Genomic DNA, 23,582 nt, shown 5'->3' on the forward strand with positions numbered 1-23,582 from the left:
TATCAGTTTATGGTTCCACACCGCGAGCGCGTCAGCGACACGAATTCGCAGGCATAGGCAGACTTGTCTTTCTGCATGAACACTATGAACTTTGTTCCGCTGGGTGCGGAAGCTTTGATCTCATATCCTTCCGACAGGAGATCCCCCATGGATTTCGATCCGCCGCTTTCCGTCGATCCGCCGAACTGCTCAGCCGACTGACCCTGCTGCGCGAACGCAGCCGGCGCGGCCAGGAGCAGACTTGCGAAAACGACGGCGCGGATCATCAGCGGTCCACCTCACCGAACACGATGTCGAGCGAGCCGAGGACAGCCGAAACGTCCGCCAACTGGTGCCCCCGACAGATGAAATCCATCGCCTGCAGATGGGCATAACCCGGAGCACGGATCTTGCAACGATAGGGTTTGTTGGTGCCGTCGGCGACGAGGAAGACGCCGAATTCGCCCTTCGGGGCCTCGACCGCAGCGTACACTTCGCCGGCCGGCACGTGATAGCCTTCCGTGTAGAGCTTGAAGTGATGGATCAGCGCTTCCATCGAGCGCTTCATCTCGCCGCGCTTCGGCGGCACGACCTTGCCGTCCGCCGACGAGAAAGGGCCGGTCTTGGCATCGCCCAGCAAACGGTCGACGCACTGCTTCATGATCTTGCAGGATTCGCGCATTTCGATCATGCGGATCAGATAGCGGTCGTAGCAGTCGCCGTTCTTGCCGATCGGGATGTCGAAATCGAGTTCGGAATAGCATTCATAGGGCTGCGCGCGACGCAGGTCCCAGGCCGCGCCCGAACCGCGCACCATGACGCCCGAGAAGCCCCAGGCCCAGGCATCCTCCAGCTTCACGACGCCGATATCGACGTTGCGCTGCTTGAAGATGCGGTTGCCGGTCAAGAGATCGTCGATATCGTCGAGCTTCGACGGGAATTCGTCGCACCACTTGCCGATATCCTCGACCAGCTCGTGCGGCAGGTCCTGGTGCACGCCGCCCGGGCGGAAATAGGCCGCGTGCATGCGGGCGCCCGAGGCACGCTCGTAGAAGACCATCAGCTTCTCGCGCTCTTCGAAACCCCAGAGCGGCGGCGTGAGAGCACCGACGTCCATGGCCTGCGTCGTGACGTTCAAAAGATGCGACAGGATGCGGCCGATTTCCGAATACAGAACGCGGATCAACTGGCCGCGGATCGGAATCTCGATGCCGACCAGCTTCTCGACCGCAAGCGCGAAAGCGTGCTCCTGGTTCATCGGCGCGACGTAATCGAGCCGGTCGAAATAGGGAACGGCCTGCAGATAGGTCTTCGTCTCGATCAGCTTCTCGGTGCCGCGGTGCAGCAGGCCGATATGCGGGTCGACGCGCTCGACGATCTCGCCGTCCAGCTCCAGCACAAGCCGCAACACGCCGTGCGCCGCCGGATGCTGCGGTCCGAAATTGATGTTGAAGTTGCGGACGTTGTGTTCAGTCATGGGCGCGCTCCGCGCTTGTAGGAATTAGGCAGTAGGCAGTAGGCAGTAGCCCGTTTTCAGTTCTCATCATCATTCCGTCCATCCTGCAAACGGCGAATAAGCGACCGCAACATCTTCCCAATCTCGTCACTCAGAAGCATCGCCGGCTGAATATTACCTGCTGCAATGATCCCTACGCGTGTCGAGAGTATCAGATGCGTTTCCAATTCCTTCAGCGAGCCTTGAGCAATCTTCAAATGTTGCACATAAGCACCGGTAGCGTCACGCTCGTAACCTTCAGCGATATTGGCTGCCACAGATGCTGCCGAGCGCCTTATCTGTGAAACCAACCCGTAGATTTCCTCTTTAGGAAAATCTTTGGTCAGCTCGTAACACGCAACCGCCAGGTCCATGGAGCGTTGCCACACTACAAGATCCTGATAGGAATTTATCGCCGTTTGCCCGTTCTCCTAAAAACTACTGCCTATTGCCCATTGCCTACTGCCTGAAATCAGGCCTTAGCTTTTTCATCCCCCGGCAGCACATAATCCGTGCCTTCCCAGGGACTCAAGAAATCAAAGTTACGAAACTCCTGGCGCAGCTCCACGGGCTCGTAGACGACGCGCTTGGCGCTGTCGTCGTAACGAACCTCGACGAAACCGGTCGTCGGGAAATCCTTGCGCAGCGGGTGGCCTTCGAAGCCGTAATCCGTCAGGATGCGGCGCAGGTCCGGATGCCCGGTGAACAGGATGCCGTACATGTCCCAAGCCTCGCGCTCGAACCAGTCGGCGCCCGGATAGACCGCGCAGGCGGACGGCACCGGCTCGTCCTCGGCCACGGCGACCTTGACGCGGATGCGCAGGTTCTGGCGCGGCGAGAGCAGATGATAGACCACATCGAAGCGCTTCTCGCGCGCCGGATAGTCCACGCCGCAGATATCGATGAAGCTGACGAAACCACACTGGACATCGTCCCGCAGGAACGTGAGCAGCGGCACCAGATTTTCCGGCTTCGCCGTCAGCGTCAGCTCGCCATAGGCGAGAACCGCATCCTCCACGAGAGCGGAGCGCGCTTCGCGGATATAGATCGAAAGCTCGTTCAGGGCTTCACTCATATTCTTGTCCTGTTACCCTAGCCTTTGGCCTTCAGCGCTCGATCGTGCCGGTCCGCCGGATCTTCTTCTGCAGCAGAAGCACGCCGTAAAGCAGCGCCTCCGCCGTGGGGGGACAGCCCGGAACGTAGATATCGATCGGCACGACGCGGTCGCAGCCGCGCACCACCGAATAGGAATAATGATAGTAACCGCCGCCGTTGGCGCAGGACCCCATCGAAATGACGTAGCGCGGCTCCGGCATCTGGTCATAGACCTTGCGCAGCGCGGGCGCCATCTTGTTGGTCAGCGTGCCGGCGACGATCATCACGTCCGACTGGCGCGGCGAGGCGCGCGGCGCGAAACCGAAGCGCTCGACGTCGTAGCGCGGCATGGAGAGCTGCATCATCTCGACTGCGCAGCAGGCCAGACCGAACGTCATCCACATCAGCGAACCCGTGCGGGCCCAGTTGATCAGCTCGTCGGTGGAGGTGACGAGAAAACCCTTGTCGGCGAGCTCGTTGTTGATCTCGCCGAAGAACGCGTCGTCGCTGCCGATGGGCTTGCCGGTATTCGGATCGATAATGCCCTTCGGCTTCGGCGCGACGAGAGTGCTGCCGCTATCGACTACTCCCATTCCAGCGCTCCTTTCTTCCATTCATAGATGAAGCCGACCGTCAGGACGGCCAGGAAAACCATCATCGACCAGAAGCCGAACCAGCCGAGGTCGCCGAAAGAGACCGCCCAGGGAAACAGGAAAGCCACCTCGAGGTCGAAGATGATGAAGAGGATCGAGACCAGATAGAATCGGATGTCGAACTTCATGCGCGCATCGTCGAAGGCATTGAAGCCGCATTCATAGGCCGAGAGCTTTTCCGAGTCGGGCGCCTTGTACGCCACCGCAAAGGGCGCGACCAAAAGCGCGATGCCGATCACCAGGGAGATTCCGATGAAGATCGCGATCGGGATGTAGGAAGTGAGGAGTTCACTCATGGTATTCGATCCCAGCTTGCCTGAAGCGCCGGGCGACGCTCTAAAATCAATGCACGGGCAAGCGAACGTGCATTGCAGCAAGCCGTGACTAGCGCAGCCGAAGCCCCGGCGCAAGCTTTTTGAATGTCGCATCCTGCGCCAAAATGGAGCACTTCAAACGATTGCGGGCACCCGCATCAGGACGACGACGACGGGCTCCGTTCGTGAAGGATATCCGAAACCCAAATCGTTTTAATGCATATGCCGAAGAATAAGGAAACAAGTGGCGCGAGTGACGGGGCTCGAACCCGCGACCTCCGGCGTGACAGGCCGGCACTCTAACCGACTGAGCTACACCCGCGCATGATGCCGACTTGCGGCAGCCGCCTCTTTGCGCCGGAGCGCCAAGCAGCGGATCGTTTCGAGGAGAGATGGCGCGAGTGACGGGGCTCGAACCCGCGACCTCCGGCGTGACAGGCCGGCACTCTAACCGACTGAGCTACACCCGCGCATTACTCGTGAGGCACGAAGCCCCGCGGCCGGCGGCCTCGACCGCTCGGTTGAGCGGCTAACTAAGAGGTTCGTGTTTTCGTGTCAAGCAGGTTTCAAGACAAAAGGATGACGGCTCGCCGCTTTCCCCTCTCCTGCCCTTGCCGCGCCACGACTTCTCCAAAAATTTCAAAAAAACATCATGAAAGCTCTTGCGGTTTTTCCGCGATCCGCATAGATCACGGCCACCGATGCGGCGGGGCCGAAGCCCCGCATCCGCGAAGGGCGATTAGCTCAGTTGGTAGAGCGCCTCGTTTACACCGAGGATGTCGGGAGTTCGAGTCTCTCATCGCCCACCATTTCTCCTTTAAACTTATCGAAGAGCCGCACCGCGGGTTGCTGCGCGTGAGCGCTGTAGTTTCTCCAAGCACGTGGCCTTGATCGTCTTCCATGCGAAAGCGACGACAAATTGCCGTTCGGGCTGCCGGTGCCGTTATTGTCTTGCAGCAAACAATCGATAAAGTGTCACAAAGATCGATTTATTTTCCCGCATCTGCATCCGCCCACGTCCGCAAAGGTAGGTCATGCGCTTCCGCCTCCCCCGCCTCGGCCGCCGACTGCTGCCGATCGTCTTTATGCTGTCGGCACTCGGCCTCTCCGGCCCCGCCGCGGCAGACGCCCCTCATATCTTCTGGGCGAGCGATCCGGTGAAGCCGGGGCAGACCGTTCAGGTCAGCGGGATGGGGCTTGCCGCGGTCGAAAAGGTGGAGGTCTCCCGGCTAATTGATCACGCTGAAGACAGGACGGCCAGCCGGCCGGAGCCGGAACAGGCCGAAGCGCTGGCGAAATCCGACAGCAGCCTATCCTTCATTCTGCCCAAGCATTTTGCGCCAGGGGTTTTCTCTGTCACGCTTCGGTCCGAAGATACGACCTCCAGCTTCCAGCTCAACGCTCCCGATATCTATTGGGCGCAGGGCGACAGAGGGCCGGCGGCCACGCCCGGCGGCTGGCTGCGATTGTCGGGACGCAACATGGCCGTGACCGACAGGGCCGTGGCCAAGCTGATCGGGGAGGATGCCAAGGAAATCCCTCTGAACGTTGCAGGCCCCGACATATGGTCGGCATCCTTCCCCATCCCCGACGAGGCGCCGGCCGGCTCCTACCGTGTCCGCCTCTGGAACGGAGCGGGCGACGCCTCCGCCTGGCGGGATGCCGGCACGATCGAGATAGAATCCGGGCCGCAAGCGGAACGGCCGGTCATGGAGCTCTTCAGCAACCAGCCGGACAGCGCCGATCACGACGATACCGCGCGGATCAACGCGGCCATGGGAGCCCTGCACAAGCGGGGCGGCGGTACGCTGCTGCTGCATTACGGCATCTACCGGCTGACGGGAACGCTCGAAATTCCGGAGGGCGTCGTCCTCAAGGGCGAGTCGAACGATCTCGTGACGCTGATATGGAAGGATACCGAAACCCCTCCGGGCGCGCTGATCGAGGGAGTGCGCGATTTTTCCGTGGAAGACATGACGATCAACGCCTTCCGCCATTTCGATATCATCAAGGGCGGCTTCGATCCGCGGTCGGGAAAGGCCAGCGGCCGGAACGTCGCCGTCAGAAGAGTGATCGTCCGGGCATCGTCCTTCCTCGGACGAATGACGGACGAGGACGCGGCCCAGCGGCTGCAAGCCATGCGGGGACATCGTCAATCAGGCGTCGTCGGCCTTCTGCTCGGGGGAAGCAACATCGTCGTCGAGGATTGCGACATACTTTCCTCCATGCGCCCGTTCCTGCTCATGGGGCCGAAAGGCGCGCGTCTTACCGGCAACACGTTCCGCACCGGCCGCCGCGGCTGGTACAGCATTTCGGGGCCGGACGGGGTTCTCTTTGAAAACAACCGCATCATAGGGACGGACCTGCAGGCCTCCGGCGGCGGAATCAATACCCTCGAAGGCTATGTCTCCGCCCGCAACGTGCTCATCCGCAACAACCGGTTCGAGACCATGTACGGCAACGACCGCGAGGCCATGACCTCCGACGGTCCCGGCGGCTATTACAGCGGGCCTCTGGCCGCGGTGCTCGACCGATCGGTGCGGATAGATCCCGCCGGCCCCGGCGTGCTCAAGGAGCGGAACTGGGAGGGAGCGGGTCTGTTTGTGGTGAAGGGCCAGGGGCTGGGGCTCGTGGCGAGAATTGTCAAAAAAGCCGGCGATGTTCTCGACCTGGACCGGGACATCTCCGGACTGGCGGAGATCGGCTCCATCGTTTCGATCCTGCCGATGCAGGAAAACTATCTGATCGTCGGCAACCACTTCGAAGACGTCGGCCAAATCCAGATCTACGGCGCAGGTTACAAGCATGTCTTTGCCGACAACACGGCATTGAGGAGCACCGGTTTCGGCGCGACCTCACTCTACTACAAACATCTGCAGCCGAATTTCTATATCCAGTTTCTGAACAACGAGGTCACCGGACCGGCTTTCCAGCATGCAGCCCGCATCGATATTGCCGGCCGGCAGTTCAAGGACAACGACACCCTTCTCGCCTTCGGGACGGTCATCCGGCAGAACCGGCTGCGCGCGGCTGCGACGATCCGGGTGGATGGCCGCTCGGCAACTGCGCCCGCTATTCGAAACGTCCTGATCGAGCAGAACGAGATCACGCGGACCGATATCGGCATCGATATCGGGCAAGGCGTGGACGAACTGACCCTCCGGGACAATGTCATGAGCGATGTGCGAATACCGGTCAGACAGCCGATCCGCAAGCCGGATCAGATGGTTGGCGGACCATAGGGTTTCTGTGGTGCAGCCTGTTCCGCAGATTTCTTCCGACATTTCATCCCCCTCCCCGAACCTGTTCCTACAATCAAAGGCAAACTTCCGGCCACCATCGGCCGGCTTTTGTCCGATGAACATGAAGGAGCAGGAACGGACATGCAGATTTCAAAGGTATCGGCAAAGAGCCGACCGAAACACCACGGCGAGATTGCCGTCGCGCGCGACCTGTCATTCGCAGGGCGAAGGCTTGCCGGCGCCACAACGGCTGCCGCCCATGACGGGAGGTCCTGATGCTCGATCTCAGCCTTTCTCTCAAAGGACCGCCCGCTCTCAATCGGAGCAACGACAAAAGCCTTCTCTCGCTGTTCGCCAACGGCGAAAGCGGCTTCCTGATCTATCCGCTGGGCGATCTTTCAAGGCTCTTTCAGGATAGCGCAGCCACTGCCGCCGTGGCGGCGGACAATGATCCCGTGGGGTACGCCGGAGACAGCAGCGGCAATGCCTGCAATGCTGTCCAGACCACCGCATCATCACGGCCTCTCTGGCGAGCCAATAATGGAAAGCCGTATCTACAGCCGGACGCCAGCGACGACCGGCTCCTGACGACCTTTATCCCAACCGCCGCGCTCACCCTGGCATTCGCGGGGCGGCTCTCGGGGACCAATCAAATCGTTCTCGGGGGAGGCAACAGTGCCTCCAACAATCGAGCGGTGTTGGGGACATCTGGTGCAGGCAGTGTCGCACGAGCAGGTTGGGGAGCATCGGCGGAAGCACTTGTTGGGCAAAGCAACCTCACCACTTCCGACCATGTCGTGGTCATGACCGGTAACGCAGACGCGATTGAGCTTTATGTTGATGGTATTCTTGAAGCCAGCGGCACACCGAGCGGTACTCCAGCTGGAACCACTTCGCCCATTGCACTTTGCGCTTATAACAATGGCAATAACCCGTCACTCTTCACCGGTGGGCGCCAATATGCTTACCTTGGCCTCAACCGTCGTGCCACCCGTGCGGAAATTACTCTTATTACAGGCAAATTCCGGACCGCATACGAATAAGCCCACATTTTACAGTCGGTTGACGCAATGGCATGCTAGAGGGCCAAACCGGTGAGCTGTGCCAGAACCGTGCGCTTCTCCTCGGGCGTTGGAAGCGCACGGATCGTCCGGTCAAGTTCCAGCACCTTGGCGCCGACGAGGAAACGGTACCAATAGCCCTGCAGAAAATGATAAATCAGCCCCTCGCGCCCATCCAGGAAGCCGAGTTGGATGATGTAGCGGACGAGGAAATAGCTCAGCGTGGAAAGAGGAAACGAAATCCTGTTGTAGATGCGTTCCTTGATGAACCGCTTGGCAGAGGCCTGTAGCGACGAGCCTTCGCTCGTCAACCGCACATCCTCGGCAAACAGGCCGTAGCGTTGGTTGAGAACGTCGACGGCCTCGCGTGTCGCATATTTGTTGTGTTTTTCGGTGAAGAAGCCGAGATCGTTGAGGTTGTGATCGGCGAAAGGGGCGTCGAAGAGCACCGTATGCCCGCCCCACACGATGACATGCTCGTCCATCCAGCGGTCCTCAATGCGCCCCTGCCCCTTTCGCCAGATGCGGGTGAGGATCAATGGATAGCGCCCCCCATGGCGAATCCAGCGCCCAAGGAAGATATGCTTGCGCTTTAGATTGACACCGACAATATCGGGACCCAGCCTCGGAAGCTTTTCGACGATCTCCCGCGCCAGCTCCTGTTCAATCACCTCGTCGGCATCCAGCCGCATCACCCAATCCGCAGTTATCGGCGCATTGTCGAGACCCCACTGAAATTGCTTGGAATAGTTGGTCCAAGGATTGCTGAGTACCGCCGCACCGAGGGAACGTGCGATCTCCACCGTCTTGTCAGTGGAGAAGGAGTCGACGACAAACACTTCGGACGCAAAGGAAGAGACGCTCTCGATCGCTCGGGCGATATGGCGCTCTTCGTTATAGGTGAGGATCAGCACAGCAACCATTCGTCACAATCTTCGTTTATTTGTTCCGTCTACCGTACAGCGCTTCCATTGAAGAATTCTCTTGCTCCCACTACGAATCTCTCCTGCGCCTGGTGGTGGCGCGGGCAGGATTGCCGGCCACGACAGTAAAAGGTTCGACATCCCGCGTTACCACGGAGCAAGCCCCGACAAGGGCATAGCGCCCGACGGTAATCCCCGGCATGACAAAAGCACGTGCACCGATGAAGGCGTCTTCCTCCACCGTGATCTTCGCCGTGACGAGGCGAAGGGACGGATCGTCGAAATCATGGGTACCGGTGCAAATGTAGGCTTCCTGCCCCACAGTGGCCCGAGCGCCGATTTCGATCTCGCCAAGACTGTAAAGATTGCTGCGGTCCCCTAGAGTGGCACGATGATGCAAGGTCACGTGCCAGGGGATCTGGATCCGGGCGCGCTGGTGCACGAAGGGACGTCCCTTGATCTTGGCACCGAAGGCTCGCAGAACCAACAATCGCCATCGGTTTGCCGGTTTGGGAGTCCAGACGCAGAAAAGCAACCAGCAATATTCCCAGGCCAGCATCGCGACGCGCATTCTCAGCGACCAGGGGCTGTCGTTCGGCGCCTTCTGATGATCGAACTGCTTAAGTTGCGCCATGCCCTGCCAATCTCTGAAAATCCATCAACATCGCCTCGGCAATTCTGGCAGGCGTAAACCTTCGGGCAGTCTCCATGGCAGCAAGCCCCAGCCTTTCGCGCAACGCGGCATCCTGCATCAATCGTTCGAGGGCGGATGCGAGATTGGTATCCGCATCGCGGCGGTGATCGAAGACCAGACCGTTTTCCTCCGATTGCACGAAATCCTCGAAACATTTCAGAGCTGAAAGGATGAGCGCACATCCGCAGGCCATGGCCTCGACCGGGGCGACGCCGAAAGCTTCTCCCTTTTCCGCGATCGAGGGATAGACGAAGATATCCGCCTTCCTCAGATGGGAGATGATGTCCCTCCCATCATAGATCGGCCCCGCGAAGCGGACGCGATCTTCCACGCCCGCCGTCAGCGCCTTCAACTCCGCAAGATAGTCATCGCCATCACCGCCGCGCGCGATTTCCCAGGGGCCGATCAGAGTGAGCCGCCAATCCGGAAAACGGGGAGCGAGAGCCACGAAAGCCTTCAGCAGGATATCGATGCCCTTCTCTCGACTGATGCGCCCCAGATAGGCGATTTCCCTCTCTCTCGGACCTCGTTCAGTTTCGATTGCCTGGGCGAAATCATGGCTGATGGCGTTGTTGACCACGTGCACCTTGGACGCAACGCCGGGCGACTGTTCGATGACAGCATCGGCGATGTATCGTGATGCGGCATGCAGGCGAGCCGCACGCCTGTAAAGGGCCATCTGCCCCTTCGGGTAACGGCCGACGCTGACGGCAATCTTCCCGGCTTTTCGAAGAGGCAGAATGAGCGGAGCGCTGACGCTGTTGGTGACGGTCACGTCGGCTTTCGGCATATGGAAGCCAACGCGGATGCTATAGAGCACGTCCATCAGCCGATATTTAAGCCCGGGTTTCGGTGGATCGAACGAAGGAACCCGGATGTGTTTCACGCCGTCTTTGGTTTCCCGGCTCGGAAAGTCGGAAAATCGCCTTGAAATCACCGTCACGTCATGCCCGGCCTTGGCATATTCCAGGGCCATTGCGTATTGGCGCTTCTCGACGGCCAGTCCCCTCACCGGCGGAATGGGATAAAACGGGCCTACGACGATGTTGATCTTCATGCTCTCTCCTGAGAGGGCACTAGCCGCTCCTCGTACAACGTGCGATCGTAACGTTCAGTCGCACTGTCGGAGAACCGCCTTTTGATGACTCGAGCCGGATTGCCGGCAACAATGCTGTATGGTTCAACATTCTTCGTCACGATCGCACCCGCTGCGATAACCGATCCCTTGCCAACGGTGATGCCCGCCTTGATTACGGCGCCGTGGCCCACCCAGACATCCGCTTCGAAGATGGTGATGTTTTGCATCCATCTAAACGCAAGACGCATCGGGGTTTGCTCGTCGTCGAAACCATGGTCATTTCCAACGATGGTTACAGACGTCGAGATCATAGCCAAATCTCCCAAACTAATAGGTCCGGCGGAGTAGAAATTTTTGCCTATATAGGCAAAGCTGCCGATCCTACTGCCAGGAGGAATTCTGGTTACGATAGAAGACTGAAAACCTTCTCCAACTTCCGCCAATCGCCATCGAGTAGCAATGTAATAATTCAAAGCTTTCCGAGCAGTTGACTTTATCCTGCCGTCCACGATCGCTTTGCAGCGCGCCAATATTTCCGGCCGAACAGACATAGGCTTCGGCACCTCTGGTAAAGCCCCTCTTCTATTCATCTTACGAAGCATATAACTGCGATATCGCCTGATCTATAAGACGCCTCTGATTTCGAGGCGTCCAATGCTCCTTAATTTCAGCCATGCACGCGCCCCTCACAAAATTCCTGTCTGTTGATCGATCTAACCACCCCTGAATCTTATCAGCCAGATCCAAGTAGTTCCCACGTTCAAAAAACGCCCCGGTGACATTAGGAATAATCGCTTCGGCCTCCGGCATCTGAAAATCCATATCGCCGTGTGTAATCGCTGGCGTCCCATAAGTCAGGCTATGGATAACCGTGAGACCAATCTTTCCAGGAGATACCGTCAAGTCTGAAAAATATATCAACTTCCCCAGCACTTCTTCATTGTAACATGCACCAAAAAAATGAACATCAAGCGCCAAATCTTTAGCCATAGCCTCTAAATCCATACGCTCAGGCCCGTCGCCCACCAATAGAATATTAATCGGGCAGTCGCGCCGTTTCATTTCAGCAGCAGCTTCGAAAAGTAAATCAAAACGGCAACTCCTTATTAATCGGGCGGTGCAAATGATTACTGGGTTTTTTCTTTTCTCAAAAAAAAGTTGAGGCCTCCCTGCATCGTTATCCTCATCCATAAATATGCGCTTCAAGATCTTTTCCGACTTATCAAAGTCCAAGCTATTATATATCACGGCAACATTTTTTTCGGGAAATCCCCCCGCGACGGCAATGGACTTGGCACGCTTGCCATAGACCAAGACCTTATTGCAGAGCCGGAAATAAATATTTCTAATCCTAGCCTTTATTGGCGGCTCGGGTTTGCGCCAGCCATGGCTCCAGAACAGCACCTTTTTTCCCAAAGCTCGCCCAACACATGCTATTATCCAGCTAGCCGGCATATTTGGGTTTCCCAATACTATAAATACTTTTAAATTATTTCTAAATAAAACCTTCCAATACCCGCTCAAAATCCACACCGGCCCCCATCGACGAAACGATAGTCGCTTTATTTCTACTATTTCATCACCTGCAAAAGGATTTATTCCTGAAATTTCTTCAACATCACCCCAAAACTCATAATTATTCTCCCCATTTATCTTTAACTCCCTCAATATAGGCGCCCTATAATGGGGATAATGGTGATAGATAACGCAAACATTAACGCCCATTGAAGTTCATCCTTCGCATCCTAGGACCGCCTTTAGCGATCCTGATCGCCAGCAGAGCCTGGATCGGAACACATGACAATCGAAATACGAATTGGAATGCAAAAAGGGCTACCAACCCAATGAAGGCGGAGGACATGTCGAAGCGCCAAAGCGCAAAACCGATAAAAAAGCTAGCGCCATTTACAAACGACCATCGACGACTCAACGTTCCGAATATCCAGGACAGAAGGTACAACATTGAAAGTAATGCAAGCGGCCAAAAATAGAGGAAATTGCCATATGCTTCGCCAAAAAGAGTTGAATTCAACGCAAGACCTGGGACACCCTGGAGGCTGGTTCCGACATCGACACCGAAAACTCCGGGCTTATTGGGCCACAAGGTCGAAGGAATAAAAACCGTAAGCGGTCGCACGATGAACGTGGACCCATATAGCACCGGGAAATAGTCTCCCGTATGTTTTACCAGCCAGTCAAAGACAATAATATTTTCCGAATCAAATATCGCATTGGTAGAGCGCCCGTCACCATAGCTACTAACGCTCCTTGCAGTCTCAAAGGCATTTATAAAACCTGAAATCGAATAACCATCCATAAGCGCGAGTCCACGAATTGCTGTCCACAAGCTACTGAAGTAACTGATAAACGGAAGCATAGGCAAAGATACCAATAATATTTTTACAAAATGCGATCTAAACATCAACAACGTAACTATTGCAAAGTAAGCAATGGTAATCCTATTGAAAGTAATCATAATATCCACTAAACATATAAAGAAGCAAAAAGAAAAAACCGTAAGCTTTGAAAATTTTCCACTTGCCCAAAGATTGTATAAAACACCGAAAATAGCGCCCCGATAAACGTTCGCGAAGTTACCAATTATAATCAATAGAGGGCTACTCCGTAGGCTAGCTTCCAGATTACCCTGCCAATGCCCACCACCAGCACGGCCCGAATAGAAAAACGTGAAGACTGCGCACCCTATGTATAAAATCAATAATACTAAAATCAGCGCAATCCCACCGTCTTCTCTTTTCTTATATCCTCCCTTCGCTAGACGGGGAGCTGAAGTATGAAAAAGAAGAACTACAGCCGCTCCGAGTGCAAGGTTTAACGATGTCTGCCAGTCATCGACCGGCTCGTAGGGGCCTGCTCGCATTTCGACACTGGCTATATCGCCATAAATCAAAGTCAAAGTAATAGGCGCAATTAAAAAAAAGCCCATACCGACCAAGATGCCATCATGGAACTGAATATTCCTGTAGTTGATTGAACGGAATCTCGCGATAGCCCATGTCACTATCAAAACATACAAGCAGAGCAGCAAACCTTCCATTTCATCGCCTCTCCGACTTGAACAGCATCAACGTCCCAAATTATCTTTCTTTGAAGCCATCCGCTCATAAGCCGGATTGAACGGCGTTCTTCTGAGTGCGAATAGGGCTCCGGCCACGCAGAAGGCCTCGCAGGCGATCGTGGCGAGGGCCACGCCCGTGAGCTCTCCGATCGAGGCGCCGATATAGACCAGAACGACGGTAAGCGGCGCGGACAGGATCATGATCTTCGAGAAGTCGCCATGGGAATTGGTGGCCAGAAGCATGTTGGAGACCAGGTACCACCCTCCATGAAGAACCATGGAGACGGCCATGGCGGCCACGAAGATCCTGTCGGGCTGGATAATCCCTCTCGTCCAGGCGCTGACGATCCTGTCGCCGAAGAATCCGAAAACAATTCCGGCCGGAACCAGGACAAAAACCGCGAGCGCACAGTTCAACAGCACAAGCTGCGAGATCTTTCTCCTGTCGCCCTTCGCCAAGGTATGGGCGATTTCCGGCATGGTCGCCCTGTTCACGATGCCCACGAGCTGGATGGCGATGCGGCTGATGGTTCGGACAGGCGTGAAGATCGCCGCCGCGGCCGGGGAAATAACGGCCCCCACCAGCACGACCGTGCCCTGCAGCGTGAAGGACAACGAGACCGGAATGGCCATCCCGCCGACAGCCGGCTTGAAGAGCCGCTTCAATTCGGCCCAGGAAACGGCTTCCATGTCGTAGCTCAGCCACGGCAGGCGGCGGCGCAGGAGCGCATAGAGCAGCAGCATGTTCAGCAGACGGCCGACGATCATCGTCGATATGGCGGCCGCGAACCCGCCGTGCAACGTAACGACCAGCAAGGTCAGAAGCCCTTCGCACAATACCAAGGTATCGTAGCTCACGGTCCCGGCCGCATACATTCCGTTTGCCCGGAAACCGGCCAGATTTACCCGCGACAGCAGGGTCAACGACGAATAGAAGGCCAGCATGTGCAGATACAGCTGGTAATCCGTCACCCAGCCGACATCGGCAAGAACCGCAATCCGGACAGCTGCGGCAACAACCACGTTTACAATGACCGCGAAGGCGACGAACAGCGCGAAAACAGAACTGAATATCTGAACGATCGCCTGCTTCTCACCCTTTGCCGACTTCATCGTCATGTCGCTGGTAGCGGCCTGAACGAAACCCAAATCGGTCAGTGCAAGATAGGTCGGTATGGTGGTCAGCATCAGCCAGGTGCCGTAGACTTCGGGCCCCCAGGCAGAAGCAAGCACGGGGACGCTGACGAGCTGCACGAAAGCGCTGATCCCTATCCCGATGGCATTGGCGACGCTGCTGCGAAAAATGTTGGCGACGATCGTCATCGGCTGGAAGCTTCGAACAACTCGCCAAGGGCTTTGGGCTTCGACAATCTCTGCGCAAGCGCCATGCCTGCCTGAAATGCTTCCGTCTTGCTGTCCGGCAAGGACCTGATTGCGGTGCACAGGGCCTCTGCTTCACCGGGAGGAACGCGCAGGACGCAATCGCCCAGAAATCCTGCAAGCTCCGTCCCCTCGTCCGCCGTCACCAGGATCGGCCGGCCGCTGGCCAGCATGCCGCCGAGCTTGGAGGGCAGGACCAGATCGGCAGCCCCCCTCTCCTGCGGCAGGACATGCAGATCCGGCATGTTCAGGAATTCGTTCAGCCGCGCATAGGGCTGGAACGGCAGAAAGCGGACATTCTTCAGGTGGCCGTAACGTGCCAGGAGGTCCGCCTTCAGCGGCCCCTCGCCGGCAATCACGAAATGAATATGCACTTCCTCCTTCAGGCGTTCGGCAGCCTCGAGCAGGACGTTCAATCCCTGCTTGGCGCCGATATTGCCGGAATAGAGCACGACGAAATCGCCGCTCGAAAAGCCGAGTTCGGCGCGATAGGGGCTTACTTCTTCCAGCGGATAGATGTGGGAGAGATCCACCCAGTTCCGGACCACCGAAACCTTGCTCTCGAAAATCCCCTTTTCGCGCAGCTTCTCGGCCATGCGGTCGGAGATGGTGATGACCTTGTCGAAGCCTCGAAGGGTCGAACGCTCGAAGGCGCAACCGAGCTTCCTGATCCAGGCTCTCCCGCCGAGATGGCCGACCGCAAAGGCCGCATCCACTTCGAGGTCCTGCACATGCAGGACGGTCTGCGCTCCGACGAGCCTTGCCGCAAGCTGGGCGACAGGCGCGGCGAAAAGGGTCGGCTCGACGCAGAACACGGTCCCGGGGCGGCGGCGCAGGATTTGCCAGAATATGACGGGAGCGGAGCTCAGCGCAAAGGACAGCGGCGCCACAAGCCGCCAGATACCTTTCATCCTCTGCCGCAAAATCAGCGGCGTGCGGATGATGCCGACACCATTCTCTCTCGACGACGAATACCGGTTTCCGTAACCGGGTTGAACCTTCCAGCCAGGATAATGCGGAGGGGTCGTGACCACCGTCACGTCCATGCCCTCGGCAGCCAGATGCTCGGCGATTTCACCGGTATATTTCCCGACGCCGGCAATTTCGGGGGCGTAGTTCATCCCGTAGACGACGACGCTTCTTTTCGTTTGCTGTGCAACCGCAGCGACCGCCTCTCGGGCGGCATCGGCGGATCCGTCATCACTCAGGACTTCCGCCGTCGCTGTCGTCACGCGGCATCTCCCTGCGTGCGTTCGAGATATTCCCCCTTGAGGAACGCCTCGTAAGCGTTGGCGACACCTTCCTGAAGTCCGATCCTCGGCGTCCAGCCGAGACCGCGAAGCTTATCGGCGCTCATCAGCTTGCGCGGGGTGCCGTCGGGCTTCGTCAGGTCATGGGCTACCCTGCCCTTGAAGCCGACGACCCTGGAGACGAGCTCGGCCAGTTCCAGGATGGTGATGTCCTTCCCGGAGCCCACGTTGACATGCATGTCATCCGAATAGGTCTTCATCAGATGGACGCAGGCATCGGCGCAATCGTCCACATGCAGGAATTCGCGGCGCGGCTTGCCGGTGCCCCAGATGGTGATCTCCGGCAAGCGATCGATCTTCGCCTCATGCGCCTTGCGGATCAGCGCCGGCATGACATGGCTCGACTTCAAATCGAAATTGTCGCCCGGACCGTAAAGGTTCGTCGGCATGGCCGAGATGAAATCGTCGCCATGCTGCCTGCGATAGGCCTGGCAGAGCTTGATGCCGGCGATCTTGGCGATCGCATACCATTCGTTGGTCGGCTCCAGAGGCCCCGTCAGCAGCGCCTCCTCGGCAATCGGCTGATCTGCGAATTTCGGATAGATGCAGGAGGAACCGAGGAACATCAGCTTCTGCACGCCCACCTTGTGAGCCGCATGGATGATGTTCGCCTCCAGGATCAAGTTGTCGTAGAGGAAGTCGGCCGGATAGCTGTCATTGGCGAGGATGCCGCCGACCTTGGCGGCGGCGAGGAAGACCGCATCGGGACGGTTCCTCTCCATCCATGCCTCCACCTCCTCCTGCCGGGTGAGATCGAGCTCAGCCCGCGTGGCAGTCAGGATCTGGCAGCGCTCGGACGCCAGCCGGCGGACGATCGCCGAGCCGACCATGCCGCGGTGCCCCGCGACATAGACCTTCCTGCCCGCAAGGCTGTAGATCGCCTCAGGCATGCGCGAGCCCCTTGTTGGCGCCGGCAGCCGGCACGTTGCGCGCCATGACCTTCAGGTCCTCCCGGACCATTTCGGCGACAAGCTGATCGAGATTGGTTTCGTGCCTCCAGCCAAGCATCTGATGCGCCTTGGCCGGATTGCCGATCAGGAGATCCACCTCGGTGGGACGGAAATAGCGGGGGTCGATTTCGACCACGCATTGGCCGGACGTCGCGTCATAGCCTTTCTCATCCACACCCTCGCCGCGCCACTCGATCGGCATGCCGACCTTGGCGAAAGCTTTCTCCACGAAGGACCGGACCGTATGGGTCTCGCCGGTCGCCAGCACGTAATCGTCCGGCTCGTCCTGCTGCAGCATCAGCCACATACCCCGCACATATTCGCGCGCATGGCCCCAGTCGCGCTTGGCGTCGAGATTGCCAAGGTAAAGACGTTCCTGCAGGCCGAGATGGATGGCAGCCGCCGCGCGGGTGATCTTGCGGGTGACGAAGGTCTCGCCGCGGATCGGGCTTTCGTGATTGAACAGGATGCCGTTGGAAGCGTGCATGCCGTAGGCCTCGCGATAATTCACGACGATCCAATAGGCATAGAGCTTTGCGGCCGCGTAGGGACTGCGGGGATAGAAGGGCGTCGTCTCGCTCTGCGGCACTTCCTGCACCTTGCCGTAAAGCTCCGAGGTCGAAGCCTGGTAGAAGCGGGTCTTCTTCGTCAGCCCCAGGAGACGGATCGCCTCCAGAAGACGCAGCGTGCCGGTTCCATCCGCGTTGGCGGTATATTCCGGCGTCTCGAAGGACACCTGCACGTGGCTCTGGGCGGCCAGATTGTAGATCTCGTCCGGCTGGGTTTCCTGTACGACGCGGATCAGGTTGGTGGAATCCGTCATGTCGCCGAAATGCAGGATGAAGCGCGGATCCTCCACATGCGGATCTTCGTAAAGATGCTCGATGCGGTTGGTGTTGAAACTTGAAGAACGCCGCTTGATGCCATGGACGGTATATCCCTTCTCCAGCAATAGCTCCGCCAGATAGGCACCATCCTGGCCGGTCACGCCGGTAATCAGCGCAACCTTGCCACTGCTCTTCACACTTGCATTCATCATATTCCCCCTAACGGAATCCGTCAGTCATAACTTACTTCAGGTAGCCGGCTCTCATGTACAGGCGCCAATTACATAAAGCATCGTCTTGCAGTCTCTCCGTACTATACAGGCACCTTCGAAGCAATGATTTGCATACGAGGTGGTTAATTGCCCATCGCCTAGTCAAATAGCTCAAAATATTAGCACTTGACTATATTTGACAAAGGGCAACACCCGATAAAGAGAGTAAGACCATCACGATTCACTTTATGGCAAAGATCGAAGGCAAAGGCTTTACAAACAACGAAGCAATCGACAAACGATCCGATATTAATCAGCCTCCGATGCAAATTTACCGCAGCCGGAAGGCCACGAAGGCATAACTTCTCGGAGGAAGCCTGCCCGCCAAGTGTAACCCAAACAGGCGCCTTCTCCAACGCCGGAAGAGTCCGCGACCACCCGGTATCAAAGCCGTGCTTTTCTTCCGGAGCCCCGCATGAAGAAAATGGTCCTCACCCACCACGCCCCGCATGGCCCGAACCAAAGCTGGTGTTCTTGTTTATTCCGGAGAAGAAAAGCGGCCCCTGATCTGCTGCATGTAGTAGGTGCCGGCGGAAGGCGCGGCGATCAGGCTCTCGAACACCTGTCTGGGAACACCAACGAATTCCCGCAACTGCCCGTTCGTCATGAAGATACGCATGAGCCGCGCATCCTCCTCATATGAGGCAGCCTCGATCAGTCTTGATCTCAACTCTACCCGCATAGCGTCACCCGACCATGGCAGGCCGCCAGAATATTGTGCGGTGCAAAAATTTCAAGAGAAAAGCACGAGCGCCTGGGCTGATCCGAAGTCCCCCGTTCCCGGACGAACAGATCGGGAGGAGTGAATATTCTTTCGGCTATTCTTCCGAAACCCGCTGCCGGAGCGGCACCGGACCATGCCGCCGACCGCAAGCACATGCATCAAGACGTGCGTATATATTCCTGAAATCGAAGCAAGTACCGAACCTTAATATTTATGCGGGAGAATATGCTCCATGCTACAGCTTTGCATGGAGGAAATAAATGTCGTTTAGATCCGGAAAATCTCTCGCCGTTGTTCTGGCCGCCTTGCTTTTCTCCTCTTCCGGGCTTTTCTCCTTTTCCGGGGCCCTTGCCGCCGATCTCACCGCCAGCGAAGCTCCGAAAGTCTCGAGCCATCGCCATGCTCCGGTGCCAACCTGCGGCCATCGCTGCAAGAGGGTCCGGGTATGCGACGACCTGACCGTGACCTATCCCGAAAAGACCGAGGTCGTTGCCGTGTGTTACAAGCCGGCCTATTGACGGCGACGGAAGGGTTCGGGTCTGCTGGAAGTGTCATCGCCGGGGCCACAATCCGCTTTCGCGGAGCGGGCGAACTCAACGGATACGGGGCCCAATCCTAATCAAGCGGAATTCCTGCCTGAACGAAGGCAGTTCGCCGCTCCTGTGGCAGGACAAGGGCTTCCTCGGCGACGAACGGCTTCACCAGCGGGGGAACATCGGCAAGAAGCCGCTTCGCCGCAGAAACCTCGGCATAGTTGAGAATGGTCCTTACGTCCGATCGGAGCGCGCGCTCCGCCAGCTCCAAGACCTTCGGCGAAACCCGCCTCCATTGAACCATGCGGCTGCGGATAACCCGAAGCTCGGATGGCGCATAGGCCTGAGACATCGTCAGCAGGGAGGCCTGCTCTTCCGCCGTTCCGCCGAGAAGCCATCTCACGACGGCCAAACGCGCCCATAAGAGACCGTTCGTCGGCATGCAGGCCAGACTGTCGCGCAGCAAAGGCTCCAGGGATCTGAGCGAGGCGATCCATGCCGTCCGATCGAAGGAGGCCGTCTCCTGCTCGACATTCCGCATCGCGATGTCGACAGCCGAATTCAGGATATCGGTACGGCAGGTCTGCGGCGATTTCGACAGGCGCTGCGCATAATCCGCAATCACCTGAGCCGAAACCGGCTTGTCGTTCGCCAACAGCGAATCGATCGCGAGATAGCTGCCATATCTGGCGGTCGTGGCAAGATCGCCCACCGCGACAGCCCCGATGAGCAAGGATGCCAGCACGGCGAGAAGGCAGACGAAGTTCCGCCTCGGATTACGAAGCATTATCGTGGTAATAGGATGTATAGCGCGAGGCGTAATATTCCGACGACCCGTATTCGCGATAGAGTCTCATCTTGTCGTTGTCGACCTTGTTCAGGATCACGCCAAGGCAGCGGCCGGTAATCTGCGGTTCGGCATTCAACGTGTCCTTGACGACCTTGCGCGACGTCTCGCCCCATTCCACGACCACGACGAAGCCGTCGATCCTCGAGGCGATCGCGCGCGCATCCACGACGGGTCCGAGCGGCGGCAGATCGATGACGATATATTCGAACTCGCCGCATGCCTGCGTGAGCAGCTTCATCATCTGCGGCGAAGCCAGAAGCTCGGAGGAATGCGGCACCCGGCGCTTCACGACCGCAGGCAGAAACTTGAGGCCCGAATCCGGATCGGTCAGCACCGCCGACGACGGCGCATGGTTCTCCAGCAGCACTTCCAGCAAGCCCTCGTCGGCATGCTGGCCGAGCGCCCTCGTCGCACCGGGATTTCTGAGGTCCGCATCGATCAGCAGGGTCCTGGCGCTCTTGGCGAGGGTCTGGGCGAAATTCACCGCGATCGTGGACTTGCCTTCACCCGGAAGGGCGGAGACGATGCCGATGATCTTCTGAGGTTTGCCGATATGGAGATCCGCGGCAATCCTCGCGCTGCGAAGGGTTTCGGCAAAGGAGGACAGGGGATGCTCCAGCGCGAAGTTGGAAACCTGGCTCCTCTTGTAAACCTCGCCCCGGATCGGATCGCCCGGGATCAGCTTGCTCTTCGAAGGCTCGACCAGCGGAACGGCCCCGAGATATTCCAGGCCGAGAACGTCCCTCACCTGCTCGCCGGTGCGGAAGAAGCGATCCCGGAATTCCCGGAACGCCGCAGCGCCTCCGCCGACGGCACCGCCGAGAACGATGCAGAGCGCCAGGACCAGCGGGACGCGCGGTTCGCTCGGCCTGTTCGGAGGCACGGCACGGGAAATGACACGCGCTTCGGTGACCGGGAAGGACTGCTGCTGCACGGCTTCCTGGTACCGCTGCAGGAACGTCTGGTAGAGGTTCTTGTAGGTTTCCGCGCTCCGTTCGAGTTCGCGCAGCTGAACCTGCGTCTCGCTTGCGTTGACGCTGACATTCGTGGCGTTCTCGACGCCCTGGGTGATCTGGCGTTCGCGGGACTGCGCAACTTCGAGCTCGCTTTGATAGCTTTCGGCGATGCGCCGCAGCTCGTCGAACATGAGCCGGTTGTATTCGGCCATTTCCTGGCGCAGACGGATCGCCTGAATGTGCCCTTCCCCGAGCCGCTTGCTGATCTCGGACTCCCGCTTGGAAGCGTCCAGGTATTTCTCGCGAAGCGTGTTGATGACCGAACTGTCGAGCGCATCGGTAACGATCGCATCGGTCTGGCCGCTGGCTATGATCGACCGGATGCGGTCAAAGCGCGCCTGCGCCCTTGCGGTATCGGCACGCGCGACGATGAGCGCGCTGTTGAGCTCGGTCAGCTGCTGGTCGGAGACGAGCTTGTCGTTTGCGACAACCAGGCCATTTGCCGCGCGAAACTTCTGAACGGCGAGATCGGATTCCAGGGAGCGCTGCCGCAGTTCCTCGATACGCTCCTGCAGCCAGGCCCCCGCCCGCCGCGTCGCATCATATTTCGCATTCAGCTTGTCCGTCAGATAGGCATCCGAGATCGCCCTGGCGACCGACGCCGCGAGCTGCGGCGACGTGGCCGTAAACGAGATTTCCAGCACGTAGGAGCGCCCGACGCGCGCAACTTCCATATCATCGAGAATCCGCGAAAGCGCCTCGCGGCGCTTGGCTTCCGCCGGATCGAGAAGCGCTTCGTCGCCGCCGCCCAGCCAGTGCTTCGGGTTGAGCGTGGAAACGACATAGGAGACAGCGGCGAGAAGCGGGTTCCGGCCGCCCTCCATGAATTCCGGATTGTCCTGCAGCTTCAGCCTGTCGACAGCCGAGAGGCCGATCGTCTCGGACTTGAGAAGCTCGACCTGGCTGAGGACCGAAGCCTCGTCGTCCAGGACGCCGCCGATCGTCGACAGCTGCTCCACGACCTGGCTGTTGCCTCTGTCGATGAGAACGCTCGTCTTCGCCGTGTAGCGCGGCACCGCGGTCAGGACGTAACAGATGCCCAGGAGGAGGAAAATGACAACGGACATGGCGACAACGCGCCATTGTCGCCGCGCAACGGCGATCAGATTGTCAAAATCCAATCCCGGAGCACTTTGCTCCGGGAGTTCGTCATCCTGATTGGCGAGGAAAACAGGTCTCTGGTTCATCACGTAGCCCGATGGAATGGAAGCGCCAGAGCAACCTTAAGACGCATGACGTTTTCAGCTCCGAACGACGGGGCTCGTATCGTCGTCATCGTCGTCGTTGTTATTGCCACCGCCGCCACCGCCACCGGAAGCGCCGCCGAAGGTGCCGCCACCGCTGGAGACGCCACCGCCGCCACCCGCACCACCGGCAGCAGCCGTGGTACCGGAGCTGGATCCGGCGCCACCGGCACCGCCGCCAGTTGCACCCGCTCCACCGATTTCAGAACCGGGAGGAGATGCGCCGCCGGGAGCACCGCCGTTGATTTCCGACGTCTGAGGAACGCCGGGCTGCTGGTTCGCAGCCTGCTGCCCTGCTTGCTGGGCCGCCGCCTGAGTGGCCGCGGCCACCTGCGGATTGGCCATGGTCGCCTGGATCGTAACCGCGGCGGCCTGATTGCCGGCCGCGACCAAGGCCGCGGCAGCGGCGTTGGCTCCGGCCGCAATCGCAACGATCTGGGCAGGGCTCAGAGCGCCGGCGGTGATCGCGCTTTGTATCGCCGTCATCATGCCCGGCAGCAGACCGTTCGCAGCCGCGACCGCAAGCAGAGCCTCGATGCGCGCCTGCAGTTCCGGTCCGCCGGTGGGAAACTGCGCCAGAAGCGTGTTCGGATTAGCCATGAACGCCTGGACGTCCGCCACCGAGACTTGCGGTGCGATCGTCCCAGCGGGAAGCGAAACGCCCTGCAGAGGGGCGTTCTGCGCAAACGCCACACCGGTACCCATCATGAAAATTCCGATCGCAGCAGATCGCATCAGTATAGAACGTACAATCATCGCAGCACCCCAGTGACCCAAAAGTAGTATTTCGTTAAGAAATATCCGGTTCTACATGGATTGCAATCTTTTATTTGGAATTGCAGCAGCCGAACCGGATAAATCAA

The 23,582-nt window shown here is 58.3% G+C and carries 22 protein-coding genes and 3 tRNA genes; 3 read left to right on the forward strand and 22 right to left on the reverse strand.

Annotated elements, in window-relative coordinates; all coding sequences use genetic code 11:
• Nucleotides 1-2: 2 nt before the first annotated feature.
• The 8 genes from QTA58_RS00690 to QTA58_RS00725 all read right to left on the reverse strand — a co-directional run bounded on the left by QTA58_RS00690 (nt 3) and on the right by QTA58_RS00725 (nt 4,006).
• Nucleotides 3-266, reverse strand: coding sequence for a hypothetical protein (locus QTA58_RS00690; RefSeq protein WP_289671308.1), 264 nt, complete (start codon nt 264-266; stop codon nt 3-5).
• Entirely contained in the window at nt 266-1,456 is a 1,191-nt protein-coding gene (locus tag QTA58_RS00695; RefSeq protein WP_289671309.1) for an NADH-quinone oxidoreductase subunit D, read from the reverse strand. Before QTA58_RS00695 ends, QTA58_RS00690 begins: the two co-directional genes overlap by 1 nt.
• A gap of 56 nt (nt 1,457-1,512) precedes the next feature.
• Entirely contained in the window at nt 1,513-1,887 is a 375-nt protein-coding gene (locus QTA58_RS00700; protein WP_289673309.1) for a four helix bundle protein, read from the reverse strand.
• A 59-nt stretch (nt 1,888-1,946) separates the two neighbouring features.
• Entirely contained in the window at nt 1,947-2,549 is a 603-nt protein-coding gene (locus QTA58_RS00705; RefSeq protein WP_289671310.1) for an NADH-quinone oxidoreductase subunit C, read from the reverse strand.
• Nucleotides 2,550-2,580: 31 nt separating this feature from the next.
• Complete coding sequence (locus QTA58_RS00710; protein WP_085423052.1) at nt 2,581-3,162, reverse strand: NADH-quinone oxidoreductase subunit B; 582 nt, start codon at nt 3,160-3,162, stop codon at nt 2,581-2,583.
• Complete coding sequence (locus QTA58_RS00715; RefSeq protein WP_289671311.1) at nt 3,153-3,518, reverse strand: NADH-quinone oxidoreductase subunit A; 366 nt, start codon at nt 3,516-3,518, stop codon at nt 3,153-3,155. The genes QTA58_RS00710 and QTA58_RS00715 overlap by 10 nt, the downstream gene beginning before the upstream one ends.
• 263 nt (nt 3,519-3,781) lie before the next feature.
• Nucleotides 3,782-3,858 (reverse strand) — tRNA-Asp (locus QTA58_RS00720).
• A 71-nt stretch (nt 3,859-3,929) separates the two neighbouring features.
• Nucleotides 3,930-4,006 (reverse strand) — tRNA-Asp (locus tag QTA58_RS00725).
• Nucleotides 4,007-4,269: 263 nt separating this feature from the next.
• Here QTA58_RS00725 and QTA58_RS00730 point away from each other — a divergent pair.
• The 3 genes from QTA58_RS00730 (at nt 4,270) to QTA58_RS00740 (ending at nt 7,821) form a co-directional block, all read left to right on the forward strand.
• A tRNA-Val gene (locus QTA58_RS00730) sits at nt 4,270-4,345 on the forward strand.
• A 225-nt stretch (nt 4,346-4,570) separates the two neighbouring features.
• Nucleotides 4,571-6,778 carry a right-handed parallel beta-helix repeat-containing protein gene (locus QTA58_RS00735; protein ID WP_289671313.1) on the forward strand — a complete coding sequence of 736 codons (2,208 nt, stop codon included), beginning with the start codon at nt 4,571-4,573 and terminating at the stop codon, nt 6,776-6,778.
• A gap of 275 nt (nt 6,779-7,053) precedes the next feature.
• Complete coding sequence (locus tag QTA58_RS00740; RefSeq protein ID WP_289671314.1) at nt 7,054-7,821, forward strand: hypothetical protein; 768 nt, start codon at nt 7,054-7,056, stop codon at nt 7,819-7,821.
• A gap of 35 nt (nt 7,822-7,856) precedes the next feature.
• Here QTA58_RS00740 and QTA58_RS00745 read toward each other — a convergent pair whose 3' ends face one another.
• From QTA58_RS00745 to QTA58_RS00810, 14 genes are all read right to left on the reverse strand, one after another.
• On the reverse strand, nt 7,857-8,762 hold the full coding sequence (locus tag QTA58_RS00745; RefSeq protein ID WP_289671315.1) for a glycosyltransferase family 2 protein: 906 nt from the start codon (nt 8,760-8,762) through the stop codon (nt 7,857-7,859).
• 70 nt (nt 8,763-8,832) lie between these two features.
• Nucleotides 8,833-9,396, reverse strand: coding sequence for a DapH/DapD/GlmU-related protein (locus QTA58_RS00750; protein WP_289671316.1), 564 nt, complete (start codon nt 9,394-9,396; stop codon nt 8,833-8,835).
• The gene (locus QTA58_RS00755) at nt 9,383-10,513 is read right to left on the reverse strand and encodes a glycosyltransferase family 4 protein (protein ID WP_289671317.1); all 1,131 of its coding nucleotides are present in this window, start codon (nt 10,511-10,513) and stop codon (nt 9,383-9,385) included. The genes QTA58_RS00750 and QTA58_RS00755 overlap by 14 nt, the downstream gene beginning before the upstream one ends.
• Entirely contained in the window at nt 10,510-11,085 is a 576-nt protein-coding gene (locus QTA58_RS00760; RefSeq protein WP_289671318.1) for a DapH/DapD/GlmU-related protein, read from the reverse strand. Before QTA58_RS00760 ends, QTA58_RS00755 begins: the two co-directional genes overlap by 4 nt.
• Nucleotides 11,086-11,125: 40 nt before the next feature.
• Complete coding sequence (locus QTA58_RS00765; protein ID WP_289671319.1) at nt 11,126-12,259, reverse strand: glycosyltransferase; 1,134 nt, start codon at nt 12,257-12,259, stop codon at nt 11,126-11,128.
• On the reverse strand, nt 12,249-13,592 hold the full coding sequence (locus QTA58_RS00770) for a hypothetical protein (protein ID WP_289671320.1): 1,344 nt from the start codon (nt 13,590-13,592) through the stop codon (nt 12,249-12,251). Before QTA58_RS00770 ends, QTA58_RS00765 begins: the two co-directional genes overlap by 11 nt.
• Before the next feature lie 27 nt (nt 13,593-13,619).
• Entirely contained in the window at nt 13,620-14,936 is a 1,317-nt protein-coding gene (locus QTA58_RS00775) for a lipopolysaccharide biosynthesis protein (protein WP_289671321.1), read from the reverse strand.
• Nucleotides 14,933-16,225: a WcaI family glycosyltransferase gene (locus QTA58_RS00780; protein ID WP_289671322.1), complete on the reverse strand. Its 1,293-nt coding sequence runs from the start codon at nt 16,223-16,225 to the stop codon at nt 14,933-14,935. The genes QTA58_RS00775 and QTA58_RS00780 overlap by 4 nt, the downstream gene beginning before the upstream one ends.
• The gene (locus QTA58_RS00785) at nt 16,222-17,193 is read right to left on the reverse strand and encodes a GDP-L-fucose synthase (protein ID WP_289671323.1); all 972 of its coding nucleotides are present in this window, start codon (nt 17,191-17,193) and stop codon (nt 16,222-16,224) included. Before QTA58_RS00785 ends, QTA58_RS00780 begins: the two co-directional genes overlap by 4 nt.
• Nucleotides 17,186-18,289, reverse strand: a complete 1,104-nt coding sequence (gene gmd, locus QTA58_RS00790) for a GDP-mannose 4,6-dehydratase (RefSeq protein ID WP_289671325.1) — start codon at nt 18,287-18,289, stop codon at nt 17,186-17,188. The genes QTA58_RS00785 and gmd overlap by 8 nt, the downstream gene beginning before the upstream one ends.
• Nucleotides 18,290-18,830: 541 nt before the next feature.
• The gene (locus QTA58_RS00795) at nt 18,831-19,034 is read right to left on the reverse strand and encodes a KTSC domain-containing protein (protein ID WP_085423041.1); all 204 of its coding nucleotides are present in this window, start codon (nt 19,032-19,034) and stop codon (nt 18,831-18,833) included.
• A 657-nt stretch (nt 19,035-19,691) separates the two neighbouring features.
• Nucleotides 19,692-20,396: a hypothetical protein gene (locus tag QTA58_RS00800; protein WP_289671326.1), complete on the reverse strand. Its 705-nt coding sequence runs from the start codon at nt 20,394-20,396 to the stop codon at nt 19,692-19,694.
• Entirely contained in the window at nt 20,386-22,662 is a 2,277-nt protein-coding gene (locus QTA58_RS00805; RefSeq protein WP_289671328.1) for a polysaccharide biosynthesis tyrosine autokinase, read from the reverse strand. Before QTA58_RS00805 ends, QTA58_RS00800 begins: the two co-directional genes overlap by 11 nt.
• Before the next feature lie 54 nt (nt 22,663-22,716).
• Entirely contained in the window at nt 22,717-23,475 is a 759-nt protein-coding gene (locus QTA58_RS00810) for a hypothetical protein (protein WP_289671330.1), read from the reverse strand.
• Between the last annotated feature and the right edge of the window lie 107 nt (nt 23,476-23,582).

Origin of the sequence: Neorhizobium sp. CSC1952, from assembly GCF_030378245.1 — a bacterium.
Taxonomy (GTDB): Bacteria; Pseudomonadota; Alphaproteobacteria; order Rhizobiales; family Rhizobiaceae; genus Neorhizobium; species Neorhizobium oryzae_A.